Raw genomic sequence first — 22,637 nt, 5'->3', positions numbered from 1 at the left:
GGCTGACCTGCGACGATGCAATGAACGGGTGATGAATCGGCACGACTCCCCAGACCGGCGGCACGCCACCGCGTGGTGCGGCGGATGGCTCCTCGCGGCCGGGTGGGCCGGGGCCTTCCCCCTGCTCTCCGACCTCGGCCCGCACCGCGCCTGGGGCGTCTGCGCCGCCGTCGGCTACCTGCTGGCGGCGCTCGCCGCCCTCCTGCCGACGCGCCGGGGCCGGCCGCTGTCCATCGCCCTCGCGCTCACCGGGGCCGTCGCCGTACCACTGCTCGCCCTCGTGCTGACCGGCCAGGGGCAGAGCGAGGTCGGGGTGATCGAACGCTCCGGGGCCCTGCTGCTGCACACCGGGACGCCGTACCTCGCCGAGCCCAGGACGGTGGCCGAGTACACCCCGTACCTGCCCGGGATGGCGCTCCTCGGACTGCCCCGGGCCCTGCTCGATGGTCTGCCACTCGACGGGCTGCCACTCGACGGGCTGCCGCTCGACGGGCTGCCGCTCGCCCGGGTGGCGGGCGACGCGCGGCTCTGGTGCGCGGCCGCGTTCCTCGCCTGCCTGCTGCGCTCCGCGCCCACCGGGCGGCGGACCGCCCGCGCCGCGCCGACCGCCCCACCTGTCGGCCGGCGGACCGTCCTGGCCGCGCTGACCGCCTCGCCCGTCGTCGCACTGCCGCTCTGCGTCAGCGGCGTCGACCTGCCGATGACCGGCCTCTGCTGGCTCGCACTCACCCTCGCCGCCCGACGGCGCCCCGCCCCCGCCGGACTGGCCCTCGCCGCCGCCTGCTCGCTCAAGTGGACGGCCTGGCCGGCCGTCGCCGTGGTCACCGCGCTGCTCGCCGCCACCGCCGGACGGCGCCCCGCCCTGCGCGCCGCCACCGTCGCGGTGGGCGGCACGGCCCTGCTCGTCCTGCCCGGCGCCCTGCGCTCGCCCGGGCCGATGCTCCACCAGGTGTTCGCCTTCCCCACCGGCCGCGGCGACCTGCCCACCCCCGCCGCCAGCCCGCTGCCCGGACGGCTGCTCGCCAACCTCGGCCCGCCCGGCTGGTACGCGGCCGTCGGCCTGCTGCTGCTCGCCGCACTCGCCCTCGCGGCCTCCCTGCTCACCCACCCGCCCCGGCACGCGGCGGCCGCCGCCGACCGGCTCGCCCTCGGACTCGCCCTGGCCTTCCTGCTCGCCCCCGCCGGGCGGTTCGGCTACCTCGCGCTGCCGGCCCTCCTCGTCCTGCTCGCCCGGGTGCTCCCCGCTTCCCCCGCTCCGACCCCCGCTCCGACCACCGCTCCAACCCCTTCGCCGGTCCCTTCTCCGGTCCCTTCTCCGACACCGAACCGAGGTCTCACCCGCCCATGGGCAGCACACTCATCGTCACCAACGACTTCCCGCCCCGCCAAGGCGGCATCGAAACCTTCGTCCACGCCCTGGCCACCCGGCTGCCCCACTCCGACGTCGTGGTCTACACCTCCGCCGAACCGGGCGCCGATCGGCACGACGCCGCTCTCCCCTTCCCGGTGATCCGCGACCGGACCCGCACCCTGCTGCCCACCGCCCGGGCCACCCGCCGCGCCGCCGAGATCGCCCGCGCCCACGGCTGCGACCGGGTCTGGTTCGGCGCCGCCGCCCCGCTCGCCGCGATGGCCCCCGGCCTGCTGCGCCAGGCCGACGGCATCCGCCGCACCGTCGCCACCACCCACGGCCACGAGATCTGGTGGGCCCGGACCCCCGGCGCCCGCCGCCTGCTGCGCCGGATAGGCCGCAGCGTCGACGTCGTCACCTACCTCGGCGAGTACACCCGCGCCCGAATCGCCCCCGCCCTCGGCCCGGACGCCCAATTGGCGCGCCTCGTCCCGGGCGTGGACCCGGACCGCTTCCGGCCCGGCGTCGACGGCGCCCGGCGGGCCCGCACCGGGCCGGTGATCCTCTGCGTCGCCCGGCTCGTCCCGCGCAAGGGGCAGGACGTCCTGATCCGCGCCCTGCCGGCGATCCGCCGGGCCGTCCCCGGCACCGTCCTCGTCCTCGTCGGCCAGGGCCCGTACGAGGACCGCCTGCGCGCGCTCGCCCACCGGCGCACCGAGCCCGGCAGTGTCGAATTCGCCGGCGGTCTCGACCACGCGGCCACCGCCGCCCACTACGCCGAGGCCGACGTCTTCGCCATGCCGTGCCGCACCCGCCGGGCGGGCCTCGAAGCCGAAGGCCTCGGCATCGTCTACCTCGAAGCGGCCGCCGCCGCCCTGCCCGTCGTCGCCGGCCGATCCGGCGGCGCCCCCGACACCGTCCTCGACGGCGTCACCGGCACCGTCGTCGACGGGCGCGACCCGGCCGACGTGGCCGCCGCCCTCACCCGGCTCCTCCTCGCCCCGCCGGCGGACCGCGCCCGGATGGGCACCGCCGGCCGCGACTGGGCCACCACCCACTGGTCCTGGACCGCCTCCGCCCACCGCCTCGCCCACCTGCTCGACCCCACCCGGTCCGTTCCGGATGCCCTCGCCGGACTCGCCTGACACTTTCGGACGCGCCAACATCGCTTTATTCAAAGGGAGTTCGAACCACAATGACACCCACTCACCGACATGCGGACGATCATCGAGTCAGGGGGGGCGATGGCTGTCGAATGCGCCCGCAGGATGCGCCTTCAGCGCGCGAAGTCCCTTACGCGCAGCAGGCGCACCCTTTTTCATCATATGAATATTTGCCTTCCGTTTTTCAATCTGACCAAACCGTGGAAACCCCAGGAGTAGAGCCGAAATCACGAGGAGGTGGGCACCATGGTGGAGGTCGAACGATTGCTGGCCGACTGCCTCCAGGACGCTCGCGACATTCCGTGGGGAACGGTACCGGTCGATTCCGCGGGCCCCGAATACGAGGCCGCGCGCCGTGCGTTCCTGACGGCCGGGCTGTCCGCGCTGCGCGACGACAGGCCCGAGGACGGCTGGGTGCAGATCAACCTCGCGCCGGGCCCGGCCACTTGGCACCGGACGTACCGCGCCGTCGCGGACACGGCCCGCGACCTGATCGCCGCCGGCGCGGCGCGCTCCTTCTTCTTCATGCACAAACCGCCCGGGCTGCGGGTCCGGTTCGAGGCGGGCCGATCCGATGTCGGGGCACTGCGCGAGGAACTGACCCGCCGCTTCCGCGCGGTGGACGGACAGCCGCAACCGCCGCTGTGCGGGCGGTACGAGCCGGAGACCTACCTCTTCGGCGGCCCGCGATCGATGCGGCACGTCCACGACCTGTTCACGGTGGACTCCCTGGCCTGGCTCGATCACCACGACACCGTCGCGGCGCCGGGCCGACCGGAGGCGGTCGCGGACTGGCGGTTGTCCCTGTACCTCCTCGGCGAACTCCTCGACGGCCTCGGCATCGTCGGCTGGGAGCACCGCGGGGTCTGGCAGGTGCTCCAGGACGACGCCGGCCGCAGGCTGGGCACCGACCCGGACGAGGACACCCGGCGCGCCGCCGCAGGCATCCTCGCGGCCTGGCGGGCCGGCGGACAGAGCCTGCTCGCTCCGCTGCCGCCGCACCGGCGGGCGGCGGTCGAGGTGCACGGGGACGCCGTGCGCCGGGCCGCCGAGGGCTGGCGCACCGGCTACTTCGAGTCCGGCGAGGCGGTGATCGGCCCGCGCCGGGCCGCCGCCCACTACGTCATCTTCCACTGGAACCGGGGGCGGTTCTCCCTGGCCCGGCAGAGCCTGCTGACCCACGCGCTCACCGGTGACGGGAGGTCCTGACGTGTCCGAGGACCGGGAACTGGGCGCCGCGGCACTGCTCCGCGTGGCCGGCATGCCCTTGGCAGCGTGGGCGGCGGCGGGCAACCCGGAGCTGTTCGCACAGGTCGCCGACCACGCCCGGCAGGACGAACGGCGGGCGGAGCACGCCCGCCAACTGGCCGAGCAGCTGGGCACCTTGGTCGTGCCGCACCCCGCCCTCACCGCCGCCGACCGCCGCGCCGTGCTGGCCGTGCGCCGTCGGCTGCACTCCGGCGCCGCACCGGGCCCGGCCGACTGCGGGCTGCTGGGGCGGCTGCCCGCCGCCCACGGCCTCGTCGCGGACGCCGCACGGCTGTCCGGCGAAGCCGAGTCGGCGGCCGCCGCCCTGCGGCGGCTGGAGGCCGCGGTGGCGGCCGAGCGCGAGCGCATGGGCGCTCTGGGCTGGTCCCTGGTGTGCGCGTCGCCCGTCATGCGGGCCTTCCTGGACGAGGTGGAACCCGGAGCCGCCGCAGACGTGGCCGGCCGGCTGGCCGCAGGCGAGTCCTGGAGCGGGAAGCGGCTGCGCAAACGGGCGGCGTACGTGTGGCGGGCGCTCGGTCGGGCCGCGGCGAAGACCACCCCGCGCGGCTGGGTCGGCCAGGTCACCCTGCTGCCGGTCACCCCGGCGGGCGGGAACGACGGCGGGAACGGCGGCTGGAGCGGCGGCGGGAACGGCGGCGGGGCCGGCGGCTGGGCCGACGGCCCCCTGCTGCGGCTCGTCCCGCCCGGTACGGTCCTCGGCGAGGTGGCGGCCGAGGCCGTGGAGAACGTCCACGGCGTGCGGGCCCGGCTCGGCGCCCTGGACCTGCGGGCGGCGGACCCGGCCACGGTGCTGGCCCTGACTCCGCTGCACTTCCCCCAGCCGGCGGGCACCGCGCCGGGCGCCGGTGTCCTGCGCTGCTGGGTGACCGACCCGCACGACCGCGGCCGGTTGCGGCAGGTCGACCTGCGGCGCTCCCTCCCCCTGGATCACGTGCTGGCTCAACTGGCCGACGGCCCGCGCCCGTTGGGCGACCTCGAAGCGGCTCTGCTGGGCACGGCGGCGACCGGGGCGGCGGCTTCCGCTCCCACGGTGCTGCGAGGTTTCCTCGCGCACCTGCTCGGACTCGGCGTGCTCCAGGCCTGCGCGGCCCCGCGCCGCCGCACCACGGGCTGGCTCGCCGCCGAGGACGTCCGCGCACGCGGCACCCTTCCGCAACCGGCACCGGCACCGCTTCCAGCACCTGCACCGAGCGCCGATTCCGCCATACTCGCGCCCATACCCGCACCCGCGCTCCGTACCACCGGCTCCGCCGCCCCCGCCGACGACTCCCGGCCGTGGTTCACCGACTCCTACCGCACCATAGCCTCGGCCGTCTCCGGAGCAGCCGCCCGCCAGGTGCAGCAGGGCCTCGGCACCGCCGCCCGCGTGGCGTGGCTGCGGGAAGCCGACCGGCTCGCGGGGCCGGACCCGCACCGGCTGCCGGCGGAGCTCGCGGAGCTCACCGAACGGCCGTGCCCGCTCGGCGAGATCCTCGCGCGCCACCTGCCCGACGGCAGTTGCCCGCCGCCGCCCCAGCCCCCGCGCCGGTACGCGGGCTGGCACCCCGCCGAGACCTCCGGTTCCGGTTATGCGAGGCTGCTGGCCCACCTGTCCGCCCGGGCCGGCAGCGGACCGGTGGACCTGGACGACGACCTGCTGGACACGCTCGGGGCGCCCCCGGCCACGACCGCGCTGCCGCCCTGGCCCCTGGACTGCCTGCTGCGTCCGCTGCCGGGCCCCGGCCCGGTCGCGGTCCTGGAGACCGCCTCACCGGCGGGCGTGCTGGACGCCCGGTTCGCCGACGCGCTCCACACCCTGCACGGCGGCTACGACAACCTCCGGAGCTACCGGGCCTTCCTCGCCTCCGTCGAGCGGCTGTCCGGGGCGCGCTTCGTCGAACTGCTGGTGCCGCCGCTGGCCGGGCGCGCCGCCAACGCCGTACGGCGGCCGGTCATCACCGACTGGTGGACGGGGGATCCCGATCCCCTGCCGTACCAGGGAGCGAACGGCCTGACGGCCCGCTACCTGCCGCTGGAGCGCATCACCCTGCGACGGGTCGGCCCGCGGATCATCGCCGAGGCCGACGGGTGCCGGCTGCTGCCCGTCCACCACGCCACCCGTACGCCCCTGCCGCCGTACGACGTCCTGGTCCGGCTGCTGCTGGCCGCCGGCCACCCGGCGGGCTCGCGCCTGATCCGCCTGGACGGCCTGGCCGAGGCGTTCCCCGACACGGACCGACTGCCCCGGGTGACCGTCGGCGGCGGCGCCCTGGTCATCAGCCCCGCGGTCTGGCGCGTGCCGGCGGCCCTGCTGTGGCGGCCCGGCGACGGCGACCTGACCAAGGTGCGCGCCCTCGCCGCCCTCGGGCGCTGCGCCGGGCTGCCGCGCTTCGCGTTCGTCCGGGCCGTACCCCAGCCGAAACCGGTGCCCGTGGACTTCGCGGCGCTGACCGCGGTCCCGCTGCTGGAGCGGATCTGCGCGCGCCACCCCGGTGCGGACCTGCTGGTCGAGGAGATGCTCCCCGACCCGGGCGGCCTGCTGCTCCACGACCCCGTGCACGGCGGTGCCGCCGTCGCCGCCCAGCTGCTGCTCAGACTTCCGTTCGACCAGGGCGCCGAGGAACTCGCGGAGCCCGCCGCCGCCGCACTGCGCGGCGAACCCGACGTCCCCGGTGCGCCCGCCCCTCGCGGGCGGGCCACCGGGGCGGTCTCCACCCATCACCGCTCCTGAAGGAGGACAACCATGCCCGACATCACGGCGCTCACCGACCTCGACGCCCTCATCGGCGACCTGGACGCGCGCATCACCGAGACCACCCTGCCGACCCCCGAGGCCAGCAGCGGCGGCTGCAGCGGCGTCTGCACCGTCCTGATCTGCGACACGGTGCTGCTCTGTAGCGGCCTGTTCTGCTGATCTCCCGCCAGGCCGTCCGAGGGCACGCCCTCGGACGGCCACCCGGACAGCGGCCCCTGACGGCCGTCACCACCGGCACTCCGCCCGGCCCCTCCAGGCCGGGCGGAGTGCCGACCCGTCGTTCCCGAGGAGCCACCGTGCCGCAGCACACCGCGAACGCCGCGAACACCGAGAGCACTGAGAGCACCGGCACCGCCGTCACCGGACTCGCCGTCCGGCTCCTCGACGCCTGGTCCGCCCGGCCCCGCGAGAGCCCGGCGGGCGCCGAGCACCCCTCCGATCCGGGCATCCCCGTCCTGGCGTCCTTGCTGCACGCCTCCGGAGGGCCGGAGGCCGAACGGTCCGCGGCCCGTGCCGTGGCGGTGTGGGCCCGCACCGCCGGCCAGGGGCCGGGCCACTGCGGGCTCTACGACGGCGGACTGGCCGGAACGCTGGCGGGCCTGCGCCTGGGAGCCCTGGTCCACCCGGACTTGCACCGGGCCGCCGACCGGCTCCGCGACCACCTGGTCCGCACCGCGCCGGCCCTCGACTGGCGCTGCGAGCAGGTCGCCTTCCCGGACTACGACCTCATCGTCGGCCCCTCCGGCACCCTGCTCGCCCTGAGCACGGGCACCCGCCCGACACCGGCCCAACTCGGCCCGTACGCCGACCACCTGGCCCGGCTGTGCGACGCCGACGAGCTGCCCCGGCTGCGGACGGGCCAGTACGCCGGCCACCCGCACCTGGGCTGGCTCGACGGCCGGATCAACACCGGCACGGGCCACGGCGCCGCGGGAGTCGTCGTCGCACTCACCGCAGCCGTACGCCACCTCGGACCGCACCCCGGCCTGACCTCCGCCCTGCGCCGCGCGACCGGGTGGCTGGTGCGGCAGTCCTTCGACGACGCCCGCTCCATCCGCACCTGGGACGGCACCGGGCTCGACGGCCCGCCGCCCGCCGGAGCGCGCGCCCGCCAGGCCTGGTGCTACGGCACCCCCGGAGTGTCCTGGGCGCTGTGGGACGCGGCCGACGCGACGGGCGACCGGGAGACGGCCACCTGGGCCGCAGCGGCCTTCGGCACGCTCGCCGACCGGTACGACGAGCGGTTCCACCTCTTCGGCGACCGCGCGAGCGACCTGCTGGCCCTGTGCCACGGCGCCTCGGGCGTGCTGGCGGTGGCCGACGCCTTCGCCCACCATGCCGGCCTGCCCGCCGCGGCCGCGCTGAGGGCCCGCCTGCTCGCCCACCTGAGGGCCCGCCTGCCCGAGGTGGAGGCCCTGGGCGCGGAAGGGATGGGCCTGCTCGGGGGCGCGGCCGGCCCGCTGTGCGCCCTGCTCACCGCGGGCCACGACGCCTCCCGGGCCTGGCTGCCCTGTCTCGGTCTGCGCTGACGCCCGGCGTGGTGCCGGGCCCGCCCTACGCCGCCCGGAGGTGGGCGAGGACGGCGAGGACGCGGCGGTTGCCTTCGGTGGGGTCGAGGTCGAGCTTCATGAAGATGTTGCCGCAGTGTTTGACCACCGAGGCCTCGGTGATGGTGAGCCGGGTGGCGATCGCCTGGTTGTTGAGGCCCTCGGCCATGAGGGCGAGGACTTCGCGTTCGCGGGGGGTCAGGCGGGTGAGGGGGCGCTCGGCGGACTGCTGGCGCAGCAGGACGCGGACCACGTCGGGGTCGATGACGGTCTCGCCGGCGGCGACCCGGCGCAGGGCGTCGAGGAAGTCGGCGACGTCGCCGACGCGGTCCTTCAGGAGGTAGCCGAGGCCGGCGGGTTGGGCGCCGGCGGCGGCGAGCAGGCGGGTCGCGTACGGGGTGGCGACGTACTGGGAGAGCACCAGGACGGGCAGGCCCGGGTGGCGTTCGCGCAGGTCGAGGGCGGCGCGCAGGCCCTCGTCGGAGAAGTCGGGCGGCATCCGGACGTCGGTGATGACGGCGTCGGGCCGTTCGGTGTCGACGGCGGCGGCGAGGGCGCGGGCGTCGCCGACGGCGGCGGTCACCCGGTGGCCGCCGAGGGTGAGGAGTTCGACGAGTCCGGCGCGCAGCAGGACGGCGTCCTCCGCGATCACGATCCGGAGCACGGGACCTCCAGCCGCAGCGTGGTCGGGCCGCCCGTCGGGCTGGTCACCATGAGCCGTCCTTTCAGGAGTGCCACCCGGTCGGCGAGTCCGCGCAGTCCGGCCCCGGCGGCCGGGTCCGCCCCGCCGTGGCCGTCGTCGGTCACCTGGAGCACCAGGCGGCCGTCGGCGATACACCCGCTGACGGTGATCGCGGCGGCGCCGCTGTGCTTGGCGGCGTTGGTGAGCGCTTCGGTGACGGTGAAGTAGGCGGTGGTCTCGACGGGGGCGGGCAGCCGGCCGGGGAGGTCGAAGTCGGACCGGACCGGGATGGGGTGGCGCAGCGCGACCTCGGCGACGGCGGCGGCGAGGCCGTGGTCGGTGAGCACCTGGGGGTGGATGCCGCGGACCAGGCCGCGCAGTTGTTCCAGGGCCTGCCGGGCTTCGCCGCGCGCCCGGGCGACCAGGGCGGTGGCCCGGTCGCCGGACTGGGCGCTGCCGTCGCGCAGCGCGTGGTCGGCGAGGCCGAGGGTCATGCTGAGCGCGACGAGCTGCTGTTGGGCGCCGTCGTGCAGGTCGCGTTCGATGCGGCGGCGTTCGGCTTCGAAGGCGTCGGCGAGCCGGGCCCGGGAGCGGGTGAGTTCGAGGACCTGGCGGCCGGTGTCCTCCTCGCGGGGCCCGAGCAGGAGGCGGGCGAGGGCCACCTGGGCGGTGGTCAGCAGGGCGCCGGCGTAGGCGCAGAGGAGGAGCCCGGCGAGCCCGGCGGCACTGAACGGCAGGGCGGCGAGCGGCCCGGACACCGCCCGGCCGGGGATGATCATGACGGTTTCGGGAGCCAGCGCCCAGACGATCACCGGGGAGACGACCAGGGCGGCACAGAACAGCAGCACGGCGCTGAAGCCGAGCGCGGCGGCGGCGAGGGCCGTGGCGGTGAGCGCGGTGTGGGCCAGCTCGCGCCAGGTGGCGCGCTCGCGCAGGCGGGTCCGCAGCCTCGCGCGGCGGCCGGCGCCGGGCAGCGGACGGTGCGGGTCGGGCAGCGGTGCCGGTTCGACCAGCCGCAGCCGTCGGCGTTCGAGGGCGGCGGCGGGGATGCCCGCGAGGGCCAGTGCGAGGAGGACCGGCAGTCCGACCCCGACCACGGACAGGCCCAGCCCGAGCACCAGCAGCACCGCCAGGGCGGCCAGCAGCAGCGGGCCCAGCAGCGCGCCGCCGAGCAGGTACGCCCAGCAGCGCGGCACCCACGGGGTGACGGGGAAGCGCAGCGGGTGGGCTCGCAGCGCGGCCCAGACGGCCGTCGGCTGCTGCTCCTCCTCGTTCACCCGGTCACTCTAACGAACCCTCTGACCAGGCCTCGGGGCGTCGGGCGTGGCGGCGGCGGAGCCGGCCGGGCGGGGTACGGGCCGGGGGCGGGTCAGGGCGACGGCGGCGATCACCAGGACGCCGCCGGCCAGGGCGTTCCAGCCGACGGGTTCGGCGAGGAAGGCCGCGCCGAGGGCCGTGGACCACAGCGGCATGACGTAGGTGACGGCGGAGGCCACCGCGGTGCCGGCCGTGCGGACCAGCCCGAGGTTGAGCAGGTACGCGAGGCCGGTGCCGACCGCGCCCAGCACCAGCAGGGCGCCGGCCGCGCCCGCCCCCGGCCAGTGCGGGGCGCCCGCGGCGAACGGCGCGATGGCGGCCAACTCGGCGGTGGCGCAGGCGATCTGGACGGCGGAGAGGGTGACCACCGACTCCGGCCGGCCGGAGAGGAAGCGGCGCAGATAGGCGAAGCCCGCGCCGTAGCAGCAGGCGGCGGCCAGGCAGGCGAGGCCGCCGGCGGCCTCGCCGGAGCCGATGCCGCGCCAGACCCCGAGCACGGTGAGCACGCCGACGAAGCCGAGGGCGAGTCCGGAGAGCCGGCGGGCGCCGGGGCGGCGCTCCTCGGCGACGGTGAGGACGGTGAACAGCAGGGTGAACAGCGGGGTGGTCGCGTTCATCACCCCGGCGAGGACGGAGCTGACCCGGGTCTCGCCGAACGAGAACAGCGTGAACGGCACGGTGTTGAGGAGCACCGCGACCACGGCGGAGTGCCCCCAGAGCGCACGGTCGCGGGGGACGCGCTCGTGGCGCAGCACGAGGATCGTCCACAGCGTGACCGCCCCGAGCGCGCAGCGCCACAGCGCCACCCACAGCGGCGGCACCCCCGCCTCCACCGCCACCTTGATCAGCGCGAAGCTCGCGCCCCAGATCGCCGACAGCGCCACGAAGCCCGGCAACCAGCGCCGCACCCGGACCACCTCCATCTTCGTCCCGTTGGTTCCGTGTCGGGTTCCGTCCCGGTCCCGTCCAGGGTCCAGTCTCGGGTCCCGCCGCAGGTCCCGCCTGGGGTCCCGTCTGGGATCCCGTCTGGACAGAGGGTGGCCCGGCGGCAGAGCATGAGTCCAACAAGTGGCAGTGCCGGATGGATGAGGAAGTCTCATGGCGTCGGAGGTCAACCTGGCCCAGCTCAGGGCGCTGGTCGCGGTCGCCGACACCGGGGGGTTCGGCGCGGCCGCCGACGAACTGGGCATCAGCCAGTCCGCCGTCTCGCACGCCGTCGCCGCGCTGGAGCGGACCCTCGGCGCGCCCGTCCTGCTGCGCGGCACCCCGGCCCGGCCCACTCCCCTGGGCGAGCAGATCCTCCCGCACGCCCGCACCGCCGTCGCCTCCGCCGCCGCCGTGCGCGCCATCGCCACCCGGCACTCCGGCGGCCCCGTCGGCACCGTGCGGCTGGCCGCGCCGACCACCGTCTGCCAGGCGCTGCTGCCCGGGCTGCTCCGGGACTGGAAGGCCGCCTACCCGCAGGTCACCGTCCGGGTCTTCGAGGGCGAGGACGACGAGCTCGCCACCTGGCTGGAGGCGGGCACCGTCGACGCCGCCGTCCTGGTCGACCCCGGGCCGCTCCCGCCCGGGGCGGTCGCGCTCGGGGCCGACTCCATGCACGCGCTGCTGCGCCGCGACCACCCGCTCGCCGGACAGGAGACCATCCACGTCGCCGACCTGGAGGACGACGACTTCCTGCTCTCCGAGGGCGGCTGTGAACGGCACATCCGCGAGGCCTTCCGCCGGGCCGGCACCCGCTTCACCCCCCGGCACCGCATCCGCGACCTCAACACGCTCATCGGCATGGTGCACGCGGGCGTCGGGGTCTCGGTGATGCCCGCGCTGGCGCTGACCATGCTCCCGGCCGACTGCGTGCTCGTCCCGATCCGGCCGGCCGTCCACCGCACGCTCACGCTCACCGGGCCGACCAGCCGCCCGTGGTCGCCGGCGGTCGGCGGGCTGCTGGCGGCGGTGGGCGCCGCGCAGGGAGCGGGTGACGCCGCGCGGGGAGCGGGCAGCGGGGTCCGCGTGGCGGCGCGCGCCTGACGGGGAGCCCGTTCGGCGCCCGGCCCACCGCCGACGCCGGGCCCCGGCTTGACCATTTTGGGGTTGACCACCCTTCCTCGACAGGTCTATACCAGTGACAGTCTTCGGCAACTACCCCCTGCCGAAGGCCCGTTCGGTCTGCGCGCCACCCCCACCTCCGGCGTGAGCAGCCCCTCCCCCACTGCCGTCCCGCCTGGAAAGGCCCTCGATGGAACGCGCACTTCCCCCACACCCCGCCCCCCGGAACCCGCGCCGCCGCCCGCGCCGGGTCGCCGCCGCCGTGGCCGGGGTGCTCGGCCTGGTCGCCGGCGGTGTCGCCGCGCTCGCGAACACCGGCTCCGCCGCCGCCGACACCACGACCGGCCTCGGCAGCAACTGGTACGCCTCGGCGCCCTACCTGATGCCCGAGGACAACAGCCCGCCGGACGCCGCGGCGGTGATGGACGCCACCGGACAGAAGGCCTTCCAGCTGGCGTTCATCCTGGCCCAGGGCAGCAGCTGTTCACCGGCCTGGGGCGGCACCTCCTCGATCGACACCGACACCACCATGCCCGGCGTCATCCAGACCATCCGCGGCAAGGGCGGGGACGTCTCGGTGTCGGTCGGCGGGTACGGCGGCACCAAGCTCGGCCAGGTCTGCGGCACGCCGGAGGCGACCGCCGCCGGGTACCAGAAGGTGATCACCAAGTACCAGTTGAAGGCGATCGACTTCGACCTGGAGGAGCCGGAGTACGAGAACACCGCGGCGATCCACAACGAGATCGGCGCCGCCCGGATCCTCCAGCAGAACAACCCCGGCCTCTACATCTCGATCACCACCGCCGGGACCAACGCGGGGACGGGCTGGTTCGGCACCCAGATGCTGAACGAGGCCAAGTCGCAGGGCTTCACGCCGAACAACTACTCGATCATGCCGTTCGACGGCGGGTTCAACGACGCGGCCGCGCAGACCGACGCGCTGGTGAAGTTCAACCAGATCCTCCAGACCACCTTCGGCTGGTCCGAGGCGACGGCCTACGCCCACGAGGGCGTGTCGATGATGAACGGCCGCACCGACGCCGCCGAGTACTTCCGGCAGGCGGACTTCCAGGCCGTGCTGGACTTCGCCACCGCGCACAACCTGGCCCGGTACACCTACTGGTCGGTCAACCGGGACCGGCAGTGCACGGGCCCGGTGGACCCGGGGCTGTCCGGCTCCTGCTCCAGCGTGGCGCAGAACGACTGGGACTTCACCAAGTACACCGTGAAGTTCGCCGGGGCGACGCCGCCCACCACCCCGCCGACCACGCCGCCGACCACCCCGCCCACCACGCCGCCGACGACTCCCCCGACCACCCCCGGGGCCTGCGCCGACCCGGCGTGGAGCGCGAGCACCACGTACACCAGCGGCAGCAAGGTCTCATACGGCGGCCACGAGTACCACGCCAAGTGGTGGACGCTGAACGAGGTGCCGAGCGCCAGCGGCCAGTGGGGCGTCTGGGGCGACGACGGCCCCTGCTGACGGGCTGACAGGTCGACGGGCCGACGCCCGGGGCCCGGGGATCTGCGCACCCCGGGCCCCCGGCAGGCCAGTTCGCGGCCTTGGTCAGTCCGCGGCCGTGAACCGCTCCCGCAGTTCGGCCAGCACCTGCGCCGCCTCCGGGAGGCCGGCGGCCTCGCAGCGGGCGATGCCCGCGGTCAGCCGGGCGACGGCCGCCCCGGTACGGCCGAGGTCGGCGCCCTCGATCAGCGCGGCCAGTCGGACGGCCTCGGCCCGGGACGTCCCGGCCCGCTCGTCGCCGCCCTCGTAGACCGCGATCGCCCGCTCGACCTCGGCCAGCGCCTCCTCGTGGCGCTCGGCCATGGCCAGGCAGCGCGCCCGCTCGTAGTGCGAACCGCCGCGCAGGTACCAGGGGTTGTACTCCTGACCGGTCTGCCCGGCGTGCTCCCCGGCGGCGTCCGCCTCGGCCAGCCGGGCCAGCGCCGACGCCAGCCCCTCCGGGCCCTCGGCGTGCATCGTCAGCCGGGCGAACTCGCGTAGCGTCGCGGCCAGTTGGTCCACCTGGGGGGCCTGGGCGTGGGCCGCGAGGGCACGGTCGAGGGCGGCCTTCGCGGCCTCCCAGCGGTCCGCCCGGGCCAGCGCCAGCGCGGCCTCGCAGGCGACCATGGTGTGGGTGTCCTGCTCCTCCCAGCCGGCGACGACGTCGGCCAGCCGCAGGTACTCCTCGGCGGCGTCCCGGTGCTCGTCCAGTTCGGTGAGGCCCCGGGCGAGGTCCAGCCGGGCCTGCGCGAGCATCCGCACGTCCAGCTCCGACGCGGCGGCGTCCAGCAGCACCGACTCCAGCACCGCGACGGCGTCGGCCGTGCGGTCGGCGGCACGCAGCACGTCGGCCAGCTGGAGACGGGCCTGCGCGGCGTCCTCGGCCGCCTCCCGGCCCTTGCGGTCGAAGCGCGCGGCCGCCTCGGTGAGCGCCCGGACCGCGCCGCCGCGGTCCCCGGCCCCCATGGCCGCGTGGCCGAGCATCAGGTAGGTGGGCGCGTACGGGTAGGAATCGTCGCCCCAGCGGGCGGCCTCGGCGAGCGCCCGGTGGAACACCTCGACGGCCTCGGCGGGTTCGCCGCCCTGCAGCAGCACCTGGCCCAGCAGGCCGAGCACCCGCGGGGTGTGCCAGGGCAGTTCGGCCGCGTCCAACTGGGCGAGCACCTCGCGCAGTTCGGCGGTGGCCTCGGCCAGCCGGCCCTGCCGGGCGGCCGCGTCGGCCAGGTACTGGCGGGAGGTGGCCGCGCGGCGGGCGGAGCCCAGCTCCACGGCGGTGCGGTGGTAGCCGCCGGCCGCCGCCTCGAAGCGCTCGACGGCCTCGGCGGGCGGCTCGGGCAGCGCCTCGACCAGGTCGTGGTGGGCCGCGTAGGCGCGGACCTGCCACACGATCAGGTGGTCGTCGTCGGCCATCGTGCCGGCGGCCCGCAGTTCCTCGGCCCGGCGCAGCACCTCGTCGAGCGCCGGCCAGTCGGCCACCGCGCCCTCGACGTCGCCGAGTTCCACGATCAGCGCGCGGGCCCGGGCCATCAGGGCCTGGCCGGGCAGCCCGGCCTGCTCGAACAGCTCGGCGGCGGCCAGCAGCCCGGCCCGGCCGTCGGCGTGCTCGTCCCGCTCCAGCGCCTGGTGGGCCCGCTGCTCGGCGAGTTCGGCGCGCAGCCGCCCGGGGCTGCCGACCGCGGTGCCCTCGGGGTGGGCGAAGCCGTCGGCGGCGGCGCGTTCGGCGATCCGCCGCCAGAGCCGGTCGGCGTCCGGGTGCCCGACGAGCTCCAGCTCGCGGGCCCGGACCACCAGGGCGGTGAAGTCCTCCGGCTCCGGCTCGACGGCCCGGCGCGGTGCGGGCGCGAGGGCCGGGGCGGCGGCCAGCTCGGGCGCGGCGGCGGCGCGCACGCCGAGGGCCAGCGGCTCGGCCAGCAGCGGCTCGCGGGCCAGCCGGGCGCGCCGGTCGGCGCCGACCGCGTCGGTGCCGTTGCGGGCGTCGAAGCGGGCGGCGAGCGCGTCGGCCTCGGCGCGCACATGGGCGAGCAGGGTGTCCGCCGTCCAGGAGGTGCCGGGCGGGCCGCTGACCGCGATCCCGCCGTGGCCGCCCCGGGCCAGGACGGCGAGCAGCACCTCGACGCCGGTGAGGAAGGACAGCAGCGCGGACGGCTCGCCGGCCACCGCGAACAGGTCGCGGTTCTCGGCGAGCAGTTCCAGGCCGCGCGGCTCGTTGCCGGACAGCGCGCAGAACTCGACGTGCCGGCCGACGGCGTGCGCCATCGAGGCCTTGCCGCGCGCGGCGCGGTAACCGGTCAGGTGGCTGGAGCGGGCCTCGTCCAGCCGGCCCCGGCGCAGCAGCGGGAGCAGGGCGGCGGCCTGGCTGAGGGCGGGCTCCTGCTCGCAGCTGCTCCGGCCGTCGAGGACCGGCTGCAGGACGTCCAGCGCCCGGGCGTCGTCGCCGGCGTCCACGAAGTGCTCGGCGCGCGCCCGGGTCTCGCAGGCGTGGCAGTCGCTCAGCTCGGAGCGCGGGCGGGCCGTCCACAGCTCGTAGGCGTCCTGGCGGCCGCTGCCGGTCTGCGCGGCCAGGTGGTAGCGCTGGGCGTAGTACGGCTGGAGGTCGAAGCCGGCCGCCCGATAGCGGTCGCGCAGTTCGGTGTGCCAGCGCCGCAGGGCCGGCAGCGGCACGTCCGGGTTGCCCAGGAGCGCGCCGGCCACCCACTTGAAGCGCCAGAACACCTGCTGGCGGGCCCACTCGCCGAAGCCGTCCGGGTCGGCGTCCCACAGCTTGAGGAGGCGGGCAAAGACGACCGGGCTCTTGCCGCGCTCGCCGTCGTACTCGTACGCCTCCATCAGCTCCAGCAGGGCCATCGAGCGCGCCCCGGTGTCGTCGAACTGCTCGGCGGCGTCGACGAGTTCCTCGGCCGCAACGGTCCGCTGGCGGCCGTAGGGGCGGGCGTCGTTCTCGCGCAGCGCGGCCATCACCGCATCGGGGGTGTCCAGCATCAGGCCTCCTTCGGGTCGGTGCGGTCCGGGCCGGCCGACTCGTGGCCGAGCATGGCGTGGTCGAGCAGGCTGATGAACGAGCGGTTGAGCAGGGCGCTCTCGCTGGCCTTGAGCGGGCGGCGGGTCATCAGCACGGCCTGCCCGTACAGCGCCTCGACGGCAGTGACGGCCAGCTCGCGGTTGGTGACCGTCGCGGCGCGGCGCACCAGCGGGTTGAGGTGGTTGAGGACCAGCTGGGCGCGGGGCGCCTCGGCGCGCAGCGAGCCCAGGATGTCCGCCCACAGGCCGTCGGCCTCCTCGGCGAGCTGGGCGCGGCTGCGCTCGTGCCGGGCCTCCCGGTTGTCCAGCAGCAGCGCGGGCGCGTTGGTCGGGTGGAAGCTGCGCAGGGCGACGTCGCAGTCGAAGCGGCCGACCACCTCGCGGGCGACGGCGAGGAAGGCGTTCGCGGCGAGCTCGGCGGCCGGGTCGACGGTGTCCAGGTGCGCGGTGACGGTGCCCGGGTCGAGGTCGGAGACCGAGACGCCGGGGCGGATCTCGGGCAGCCGGTGCACCAGGTCGCGGTCGTAGGTGTAGCCGCCGTTGACCACGCCGAGGCCGGCGGCGCCGGCGATCGGGGCGACCTGGCGGAACTCCTCGACGGTGCGGGTCACCAGCACCACCGGGTGGCTGCGGGTGAACTCGTCCAGGGTGACGTTGCCGTCGGTGGTCTCGAACGGCAGCCACGGCAGCATCATCCGCAGCAACTCGTCGTCGTAGCGGGCGAGTTCCTTGACGGCCAGGTGGTGCACGGACAGGAAGCGGTGCAGCAGCGCCGGATCGCTCGCGGACAGGCCGGTCAGCCAGTCGCGGATCCGGACGCCCAGCGCGTCGCGGACGGCGGCCAGCGTCTCGTCCGCGTACAGGCCCTCTCGGGAGGCGGTCGGGCGCAGGCCGTCGGTGTCCACCACGCAGCGGACGAAGAACGCCCAGTCCGGCAGCAGCTCGTCGGCCTGGTCGGACAGCAGCATGCCCTTGAGGTGCACCCGGTGGCCCGAACGGCGGGACGGCGGGGCCGCGTCCGGCAGCACGTAGGCGACGCCGCGCAGGCCGACCAGCGGCAGGTCCAGGTCGATGGTGTCGAGCGGGGCGAAGTCGAAGGCGGCGCGGCAGTACTCGGTCAGCGCGTCGCGCCGGGCCAGCGGCGAGCCGTGCCGCTCGGCCCACGGCGGGGTGCGGTTCACCCGGTGCTCGGTGCCGTTCGCGTCCACCACCGTGACGTCGTGGCGCAGCAGGCTGCCGAAGTCCCGGGCCAGCGCGAGGACACGGCCCGACCGCGTCCACTCGACGGCGTCGGCGCGCGGGACCAGCGTCACGGTGGTGCCCGGCTCCGGCTTGGCCGCGGCGGGCAGGGTACGGATCGTGTAGCGGCCGTCGGAGCCGCCGCGCCACTCGATCACCGGCGCGTCCGGCGTGGCGGCGGAGCGGGTCACCACGGTGATCTCGTCGGCGACCACGAAGCAGGCCAGCAGGCCGATGCCGAACTGGCCGATGAAGTCGCCGCGGGCCTGGGCCAGCCCGGCGCCGTCCAGCCGGCCGTCGGCGTCGCGCTTCGAACTGCGGCCGATGGTGGCGAGGAAGGTGTGGACGTCCGCCTCGGTCAGGCCGACGCCGGTGTCGGTGACGCTCAGCTCGTCGTCGGCGCGCACGACGATCCGGGCCGGCGCCTGCGGATCGAGGGCGCGGCGGGCGGAGATCGCGTCCACCGCGTTCTGCAGCAGCTCGCGCAGGTACACCCGCGGGCTGGAGTAGAGGTGGTGGGAGAGCAGGTCCACCAGGCCGCGCAGGTCCACCTGGAAGGTGTGCGCGCTCGCCGCGTTGTCGGGCGTCGGGTTCTCGGATGGGGACACCGGGGGCTCTTTCGATCGCGGGGCGGGTGACGGAGGTTCTGGACGGGCCGGGGGCGTCAGTACGCGCAGCGGTCCCGGTGGGAGGCGAACGCCTTGAGCGGATCACCGGACAGGAAGTGCCAGGGCGACTCGGTGACGGCGCCGTCCAAGGCCTCGAACAGCAGGCGCGCCGTCTTGCGCTGGCCGGCCAGCGAGAAGGCCATCGCGAAGGCGTTGAAGGAACCCTGCCAGCCACGCACCGGCGTGAAGTCCGGGTGCAGCACGGAGCGGAAGGCCGCCTCCTGCAACTCGGCCACCACCTCCGCACTGGCCAGGTAGGCGCGGTCCTCACCGTCCGGGAGGTCCAGCCAGCGCTCCAGGTGCGCCAGCACCACCAGCTCGCCGAGCTGGCTGCCCTCCGGCGCCGCGAGCATCGAGGAACGGGCGAAAGCGTGCATCTCCTCGTGCGAGCCGCCCCACTTGGCACACAGCTGCTGGAGGCGCTGGCGGTGCGAGGCCGGATGCCCGGGAGCACGGCGCACGGCGGCCTCGAAGCGGCAGGTCGCGACCTCCGCCGGGAGCGAGGCGCCGCGGGCGCTGATCTGCAGGAAGTACCAGGGGGCGAGCCAGGACGGCTCGCGCTCGGCGACCTCCAGCAGCTGCTCCTCGGCGATGTCCAGCCGCTCGTGGAACACCTGCCACTGCTTCTCGGACACGTGCTTCGCCCGGGCGCCCGTCCGGGCCTCCCAGGCCCAGGTGACGTGCCGGGCACCGGACAGCAGCAGCGCCAACGCGTCCTCGGGCCGGTCGGCGAGGGCCCGGGCCGTCCACTCCTCGACCCGGGGCACCTCCGCGATCGCACCGACCCGCCCGGTCAGATCGGCGCCGTCCCCGACGGCGGCCAGCGCGGGGCCCAGGGCCGCCCAGTCACCGGCTGCGGCCTGGCCGAGCATCAGGCGCAGCGACTCGTCCCCGAGCGCCGGATCCAGCCGCGGCGCCGCAACGGCCGCCACGGGCGTGGACCCGACGGCCCGCCGCACCCTCCCAAGCCAGCCCGCCCCGCTCTGCGCGGCCTCCTCGCCGGAGCGGCGTCGGAACAGCGGCATGTGTGGCCCCCTCGAACATCATCGGCATCTTTCGCATGGCCGCACGACGGCCACCCCAGATGAGTAGATATCACGGCCGACCGACATCCGTTTCCCCAGCCCAGGGGCCGTCCCGGTCCGGCACGTGCGGGGACCGCCCCACGGCCCGCCGACCGGGGCGGACGACCGGGGCTGACGGCCGGAACGCGGGCACGTCGAACGAGCGGCGACGCTGTCCGGTCCGACGCCGAAACGCAGCGGGCCCCGGCGCCTCCTCGGCCCGGGGCTTCGCTTCGCTTCGCGTACGCGGCGGCCGTCAGGCCAGTCCGAGCCCGGCGTCCGGGGTCTTGCCCGCCTGGGCCTGCTCGATCCGCTTGACCAGCATCACCCCGAACCGCCGGGCGGCAGCCACGTCGGCCGGCCCGCCCTCGGTGGTCACACTGGCGACGACGGTGCCCGAGCGCAGCACGATGCCGATGCCCTCGCTCTCGCCCAGCTGGCCCTGGAAGGCCTGGCTCTCGCTGCCCAGCACCGGGGAGTCGACCTTGCGGAACGGCCCGGCTCCGTAGGAGGCGTAGGACTCCTTGAGCTTGCCCTTGGCGGCGTCGCGGTTCGGCAGCGTCTCGACGATGAAGCGGGCGACCACATCCCCCGAGGAGAACCGGACGGAACCGCTGAGCGGCTTGCCGGTGCACGGCACCGCCGCGGTGCAGGTGGTGGCGTGGTCGATGGTGTCGACCTTGCGCTTCTCCTCCTCCCAGCCCGCCATCGCCTTCGCGTCCGGCAGCACCTGCCCGACGAGCTTGTCGTCCAGCAGCACCGCCTCCAGGTCCGCCCCGGGCGTCGCCGCCCCGGCCGGCGGAGCAGAGGCCCCGGCGCCACCGCTTCCGGTCGCAGGCGGCGGCGCCGAGGCCGAGCCCGCAGCCGCACCCGCCCCCGTCGCGGCGGCAGGCGCGGAAGCCGAGGCGGAGACCGAAGCCCCTGCACCGGTCTCACCACCCGCCGGACCCGTCGCACTCGCCACCGCACTCGCCGCCCCCGCCGCACCCTTGGCCGCATCGGAGCCCGCCGGGGAACTCCCCGCAGAACCCGCCGAGCACCCGGCCAGCACCCCCGTCAGCACCCCGGCCGCCACCGCGGCAGCCACCCTCCGACCAGCCATCCCCATCCCCATCGCCCACTCCTCCGGATGTCCGTGACCCATCAAGATAGCCGGTCGAATTCCTCGTTCCGCCACGCCCTCCCCCACCCTCGTGCGGCGCCGTCCGCCTCCCGGTCCCCGTGCGATCCGGGTGCGTCCGCGGCGTTCTCCGAGTCCGTACGACTGCACGTCACGCAGGTCCGAAGCGTGCCATCGACTGCTTGACCACCCATCTCCCGGTTAATCAATAACCGACTGTCATATCTTCCTACTACTCTCCCCGGCATGGGCCTCGAAGATCTGACGCATGCAGGAGCACAGCCGGCCATCTGGCAGCACGACCTTCTCAGGCCGGTTGCCGAGGCGATTGTCCGCAGTCCCAAGGCGCCGCAACTGATCCTCCAGCCTCGAGGCACCAAGGACGGCGGCCCGAAGCACTTCGCCAAGTCGATGCGGAAGGGTATCCGCATCTCTGATCTCCGGAGTTCGGTCGGCCCCGAGGCTGATGTGCTCACTGGTCTGTACCCGGACGGGGTCGCCCGCCTGTGGGGCTCGACGCCGACCTCTCAGGCCAACAACGAGAAGGTACGGGCACTGCGCGACCGCCGGGTCGGCGACATCGTCCTCTTCTACACGGGAAACAGCTTCATCGCACGCGCGACGGTCATCCAGCTCTTCACCAGCCCGGTCATAGCCCGTGCTGTCTGGGGCAGCGACGAGGACGGCAAGACCTGGGAACACATCATGGCGCTCGACGACTTCGAAGAGTTCTCCCAGCCGGTCCCCGCCCTGGACGTCCTGGCCGAGCTCCAGGTTCCGCGCCCTCTTCGCATGCTCACACTGCGATCGGCCGAGGACTACTCGCACGTCGCCCACCGCCTTCCGGCGGTGCATCACCCCCAGCCGTCCCGCGGACGGACACTGCCTTCTGAGTCCCGCACCACTCGCCTGACCGGCCCGGACCTGCTCGACCGGCTCCGCGGCCTCAAGACCAACCGCAACACCGCCGACGGGGAGCCCAGCCGCCACCAGCCGCTCGCCCTGCTCTGGGCGATCGCCCGCATCGCAGCGGGTGAACCGCGGCTGGCACGCTGGTCGGACTTCCGGTCCGAGGTCGGACCGCTGCTGTCCGAGTACGGGCTCCCCGGCTCCAAGGTCACGCCCGAGTACCCGTTCTGGCACCTTCGGGGAAGCGGCCTCTGGGAGGTGCACGGAGTCGGCGACGACGCGGGATCCATGCCCTCGGTCGGGGTCCTCAACGACACGCAGCCGGAGGCCGGCCTGTCGCAGGACGCTGCCGAGCTGTTGCAGGACCCCGTCACCCGCCTGGAGGCGATGCTCCTCCTGCGGGACCGCTATCTCCGCAACGTCGACCTACAGGCCCTGCTCGGTCGACTGGGCCTGACCGGATACACCGCCGCGGACGGCCTCGACGACACCTCGGAGGACGAGGACGACACCCGGGAGGACGAGCGCGCGACGACGGCCGCCGCCCCGGAGCGGGCCACCGGGGCCGCCCCACGGCGGGATGTCACCTCCTCCCGCCCCGTCCGGAACGCCGCCATCGTGAGCCGGGTGAAGGAGATCCACGACTTCAGGTGCCAGGTCTGCGAGGCCCGGCTGCGGTCCAACCGGAAGCCCTACAGCGAGGCGGCTCACATCCGCGGCCTGGGGAAGCCCCACCACGGCCCCGACGAGCTGCACAACCTGCTGTGCCTGTGTGCGAACCACCACGTGCTCTTCGACGGCCTGGAGATCTACATCGACGTCGAGGGTGTGGTTCGGGAGACCCACGGCGATCAGCCCCTCGGGCCGCTGCGCCAGCACCCCGACCATCCCGTCGACGAGAAGTACATCGACTACCACCGGAGCCTCTGCATGCTCAACCGCTGAACGCCCTCTGCCAAACAGTGTGAGAACGTGCATGAACGGCGGCGGGGCGGTGACCGTACTGGTC

At 75.4% G+C, this 22,637-nt stretch carries 16 protein-coding genes; 9 read left to right on the top strand and 7 right to left on the bottom strand.

All coding sequences use genetic code 11. From position 1 onward, the window contains the following. The first annotated feature begins 31 nt into the window (after positions 1 to 31). The 6 genes from ACFVHI_RS32000 (at position 32) to ACFVHI_RS31975 (ending at position 8,046) form a co-directional block, all read left to right on the top strand. Positions 32 to 1,510 carry a hypothetical protein gene (locus tag ACFVHI_RS32000; RefSeq protein ID WP_380345248.1) on the top strand — a complete coding sequence of 493 codons (1,479 nt, stop codon included), beginning with the start codon at positions 32 to 34 and terminating at the stop codon, positions 1,508 to 1,510. Then, on the top strand, positions 1,396 to 2,496 hold the full coding sequence (locus ACFVHI_RS31995) for a glycosyltransferase family 4 protein (RefSeq protein WP_380345267.1): 1,101 nt from the start codon (positions 1,396 to 1,398) through the stop codon (positions 2,494 to 2,496). Before ACFVHI_RS32000 ends, ACFVHI_RS31995 begins: the two co-directional genes overlap by 115 nt. A 264-nt stretch (positions 2,497 to 2,760) precedes the next feature. Further along, positions 2,761 to 3,723, top strand: coding sequence for a thiopeptide-type bacteriocin biosynthesis protein (locus ACFVHI_RS31990; RefSeq protein WP_380345246.1), 963 nt, complete (start codon positions 2,761 to 2,763; stop codon positions 3,721 to 3,723). Position 3,724: 1 nt separating this feature from the next. Next, on the top strand, positions 3,725 to 6,493 hold the full coding sequence (locus ACFVHI_RS31985) for a lantibiotic dehydratase (protein WP_380345244.1): 2,769 nt from the start codon (positions 3,725 to 3,727) through the stop codon (positions 6,491 to 6,493). A 12-nt stretch (positions 6,494 to 6,505) separates the two neighbouring features. Beyond that, positions 6,506 to 6,676, top strand: coding sequence for a hypothetical protein (locus ACFVHI_RS31980; RefSeq protein ID WP_350883108.1), 171 nt, complete (start codon positions 6,506 to 6,508; stop codon positions 6,674 to 6,676). Between the two features lie 137 nt (positions 6,677 to 6,813). Beyond that, positions 6,814 to 8,046 (top strand): lanthionine synthetase LanC family protein, encoded by a 1,233-nt coding sequence (locus ACFVHI_RS31975; RefSeq protein ID WP_380345241.1) that lies wholly within the window; start codon positions 6,814 to 6,816, stop codon positions 8,044 to 8,046. A 25-nt stretch (positions 8,047 to 8,071) separates the two neighbouring features. On the opposite strand, the gene ACFVHI_RS31970 is transcribed toward ACFVHI_RS31975, so the two are convergent. Genes ACFVHI_RS31970 through ACFVHI_RS31960 form a run of 3 tightly spaced genes read right to left on the bottom strand, consistent with a single transcriptional unit; the run spans position 8,072 to position 10,971 of the window. After that, the gene (locus ACFVHI_RS31970; protein ID WP_380345239.1) at positions 8,072 to 8,728 is read right to left on the bottom strand and encodes a response regulator; all 657 of its coding nucleotides are present in this window, start codon (positions 8,726 to 8,728) and stop codon (positions 8,072 to 8,074) included. Continuing rightward, the gene (locus ACFVHI_RS31965; RefSeq protein ID WP_380345237.1) at positions 8,713 to 10,023 is read right to left on the bottom strand and encodes a sensor domain-containing protein; all 1,311 of its coding nucleotides are present in this window, start codon (positions 10,021 to 10,023) and stop codon (positions 8,713 to 8,715) included. The genes ACFVHI_RS31970 and ACFVHI_RS31965 overlap by 16 nt, the downstream gene beginning before the upstream one ends. A 9-nt stretch (positions 10,024 to 10,032) precedes the next feature. Further along, positions 10,033 to 10,971 (bottom strand): DMT family transporter, encoded by a 939-nt coding sequence (locus ACFVHI_RS31960; protein ID WP_380345235.1) that lies wholly within the window; start codon positions 10,969 to 10,971, stop codon positions 10,033 to 10,035. 190 nt (positions 10,972 to 11,161) lie between these two features. Between ACFVHI_RS31960 and ACFVHI_RS31955 the strand changes: the two genes are divergently transcribed. Both ACFVHI_RS31955 and ACFVHI_RS31950 read left to right on the top strand, forming a co-directional pair. Beyond that, positions 11,162 to 12,091, top strand: a complete 930-nt coding sequence (locus tag ACFVHI_RS31955; RefSeq protein ID WP_380345233.1) for a LysR family transcriptional regulator — start codon at positions 11,162 to 11,164, stop codon at positions 12,089 to 12,091. Positions 12,092 to 12,299: 208 nt separating this feature from the next. Further along, positions 12,300 to 13,592: a carbohydrate-binding protein gene (locus ACFVHI_RS31950; protein WP_380345230.1), complete on the top strand. Its 1,293-nt coding sequence runs from the start codon at positions 12,300 to 12,302 to the stop codon at positions 13,590 to 13,592. 84 nt (positions 13,593 to 13,676) lie between these two features. Here the strand turns inward: ACFVHI_RS31950 and ACFVHI_RS31945 are convergent, their stop codons facing one another. From ACFVHI_RS31945 to ACFVHI_RS31930, 4 genes are all read right to left on the bottom strand, one after another. After that, positions 13,677 to 16,589, bottom strand: a complete 2,913-nt coding sequence (locus ACFVHI_RS31945) for a hypothetical protein (RefSeq protein ID WP_380345228.1) — start codon at positions 16,587 to 16,589, stop codon at positions 13,677 to 13,679. Beyond that, positions 16,589 to 18,475, bottom strand: a complete 1,887-nt coding sequence (locus tag ACFVHI_RS31940; protein WP_063349747.1) for an HSP90 family protein — start codon at positions 18,473 to 18,475, stop codon at positions 16,589 to 16,591. Before ACFVHI_RS31940 ends, ACFVHI_RS31945 begins: the two co-directional genes overlap by 1 nt. A gap of 56 nt (positions 18,476 to 18,531) precedes the next feature. Continuing rightward, positions 18,532 to 19,560 carry a hypothetical protein gene (locus tag ACFVHI_RS31935; protein ID WP_380345226.1) on the bottom strand — a complete coding sequence of 343 codons (1,029 nt, stop codon included), beginning with the start codon at positions 19,558 to 19,560 and terminating at the stop codon, positions 18,532 to 18,534. A 295-nt stretch (positions 19,561 to 19,855) separates the two neighbouring features. After that, positions 19,856 to 20,359, bottom strand: a complete 504-nt coding sequence (locus ACFVHI_RS31930; RefSeq protein WP_063349746.1) for a hypothetical protein — start codon at positions 20,357 to 20,359, stop codon at positions 19,856 to 19,858. A gap of 828 nt (positions 20,360 to 21,187) precedes the next feature. Here ACFVHI_RS31930 and ACFVHI_RS31925 point away from each other — a divergent pair. Then, complete coding sequence (locus ACFVHI_RS31925) at positions 21,188 to 22,573, top strand: HNH endonuclease (RefSeq protein WP_380345224.1); 1,386 nt, start codon at positions 21,188 to 21,190, stop codon at positions 22,571 to 22,573. Positions 22,574 to 22,637 lie beyond the last annotated feature (64 nt).

This window comes from Kitasatospora sp. NPDC127121, assembly GCF_042677305.1.
GTDB lineage: Bacteria > Actinomycetota > Actinomycetes > Streptomycetales > Streptomycetaceae > Kitasatospora.
This window is presented reverse-complemented; position numbering and strand designations above follow the sequence as displayed.

Excerpts from the sequence above, each read along its gene's own strand:
- ACFVHI_RS32000 (WP_380345248.1), top strand. The coding sequence starts at position 32 with ATGAATCGGCACGACTCCCCAGACCGGCGGCACGCCACCGCGTGGTGC.
- ACFVHI_RS31990 (WP_380345246.1), top strand. The coding sequence starts at position 2,761 with ATGGTGGAGGTCGAACGATTGCTGGCCGACTGCCTCCAGGACGCTCGC.
- ACFVHI_RS31980 (WP_350883108.1), top strand. The coding sequence starts at position 6,506 with ATGCCCGACATCACGGCGCTCACCGACCTCGACGCCCTCATCGGCGAC.
- ACFVHI_RS31955 (WP_380345233.1), top strand. The coding sequence starts at position 11,162 with ATGGCGTCGGAGGTCAACCTGGCCCAGCTCAGGGCGCTGGTCGCGGTC.
- ACFVHI_RS31950 (WP_380345230.1), top strand. The coding sequence starts at position 12,300 with ATGGAACGCGCACTTCCCCCACACCCCGCCCCCCGGAACCCGCGCCGC.
- ACFVHI_RS31945 (WP_380345228.1), bottom strand. The coding sequence starts at position 16,589 with ATGCTGGACACCCCCGATGCGGTGATGGCCGCGCTGCGCGAGAACGAC.
- ACFVHI_RS31935 (WP_380345226.1), bottom strand. The coding sequence starts at position 19,560 with ATGCCGCTGTTCCGACGCCGCTCCGGCGAGGAGGCCGCGCAGAGCGGG.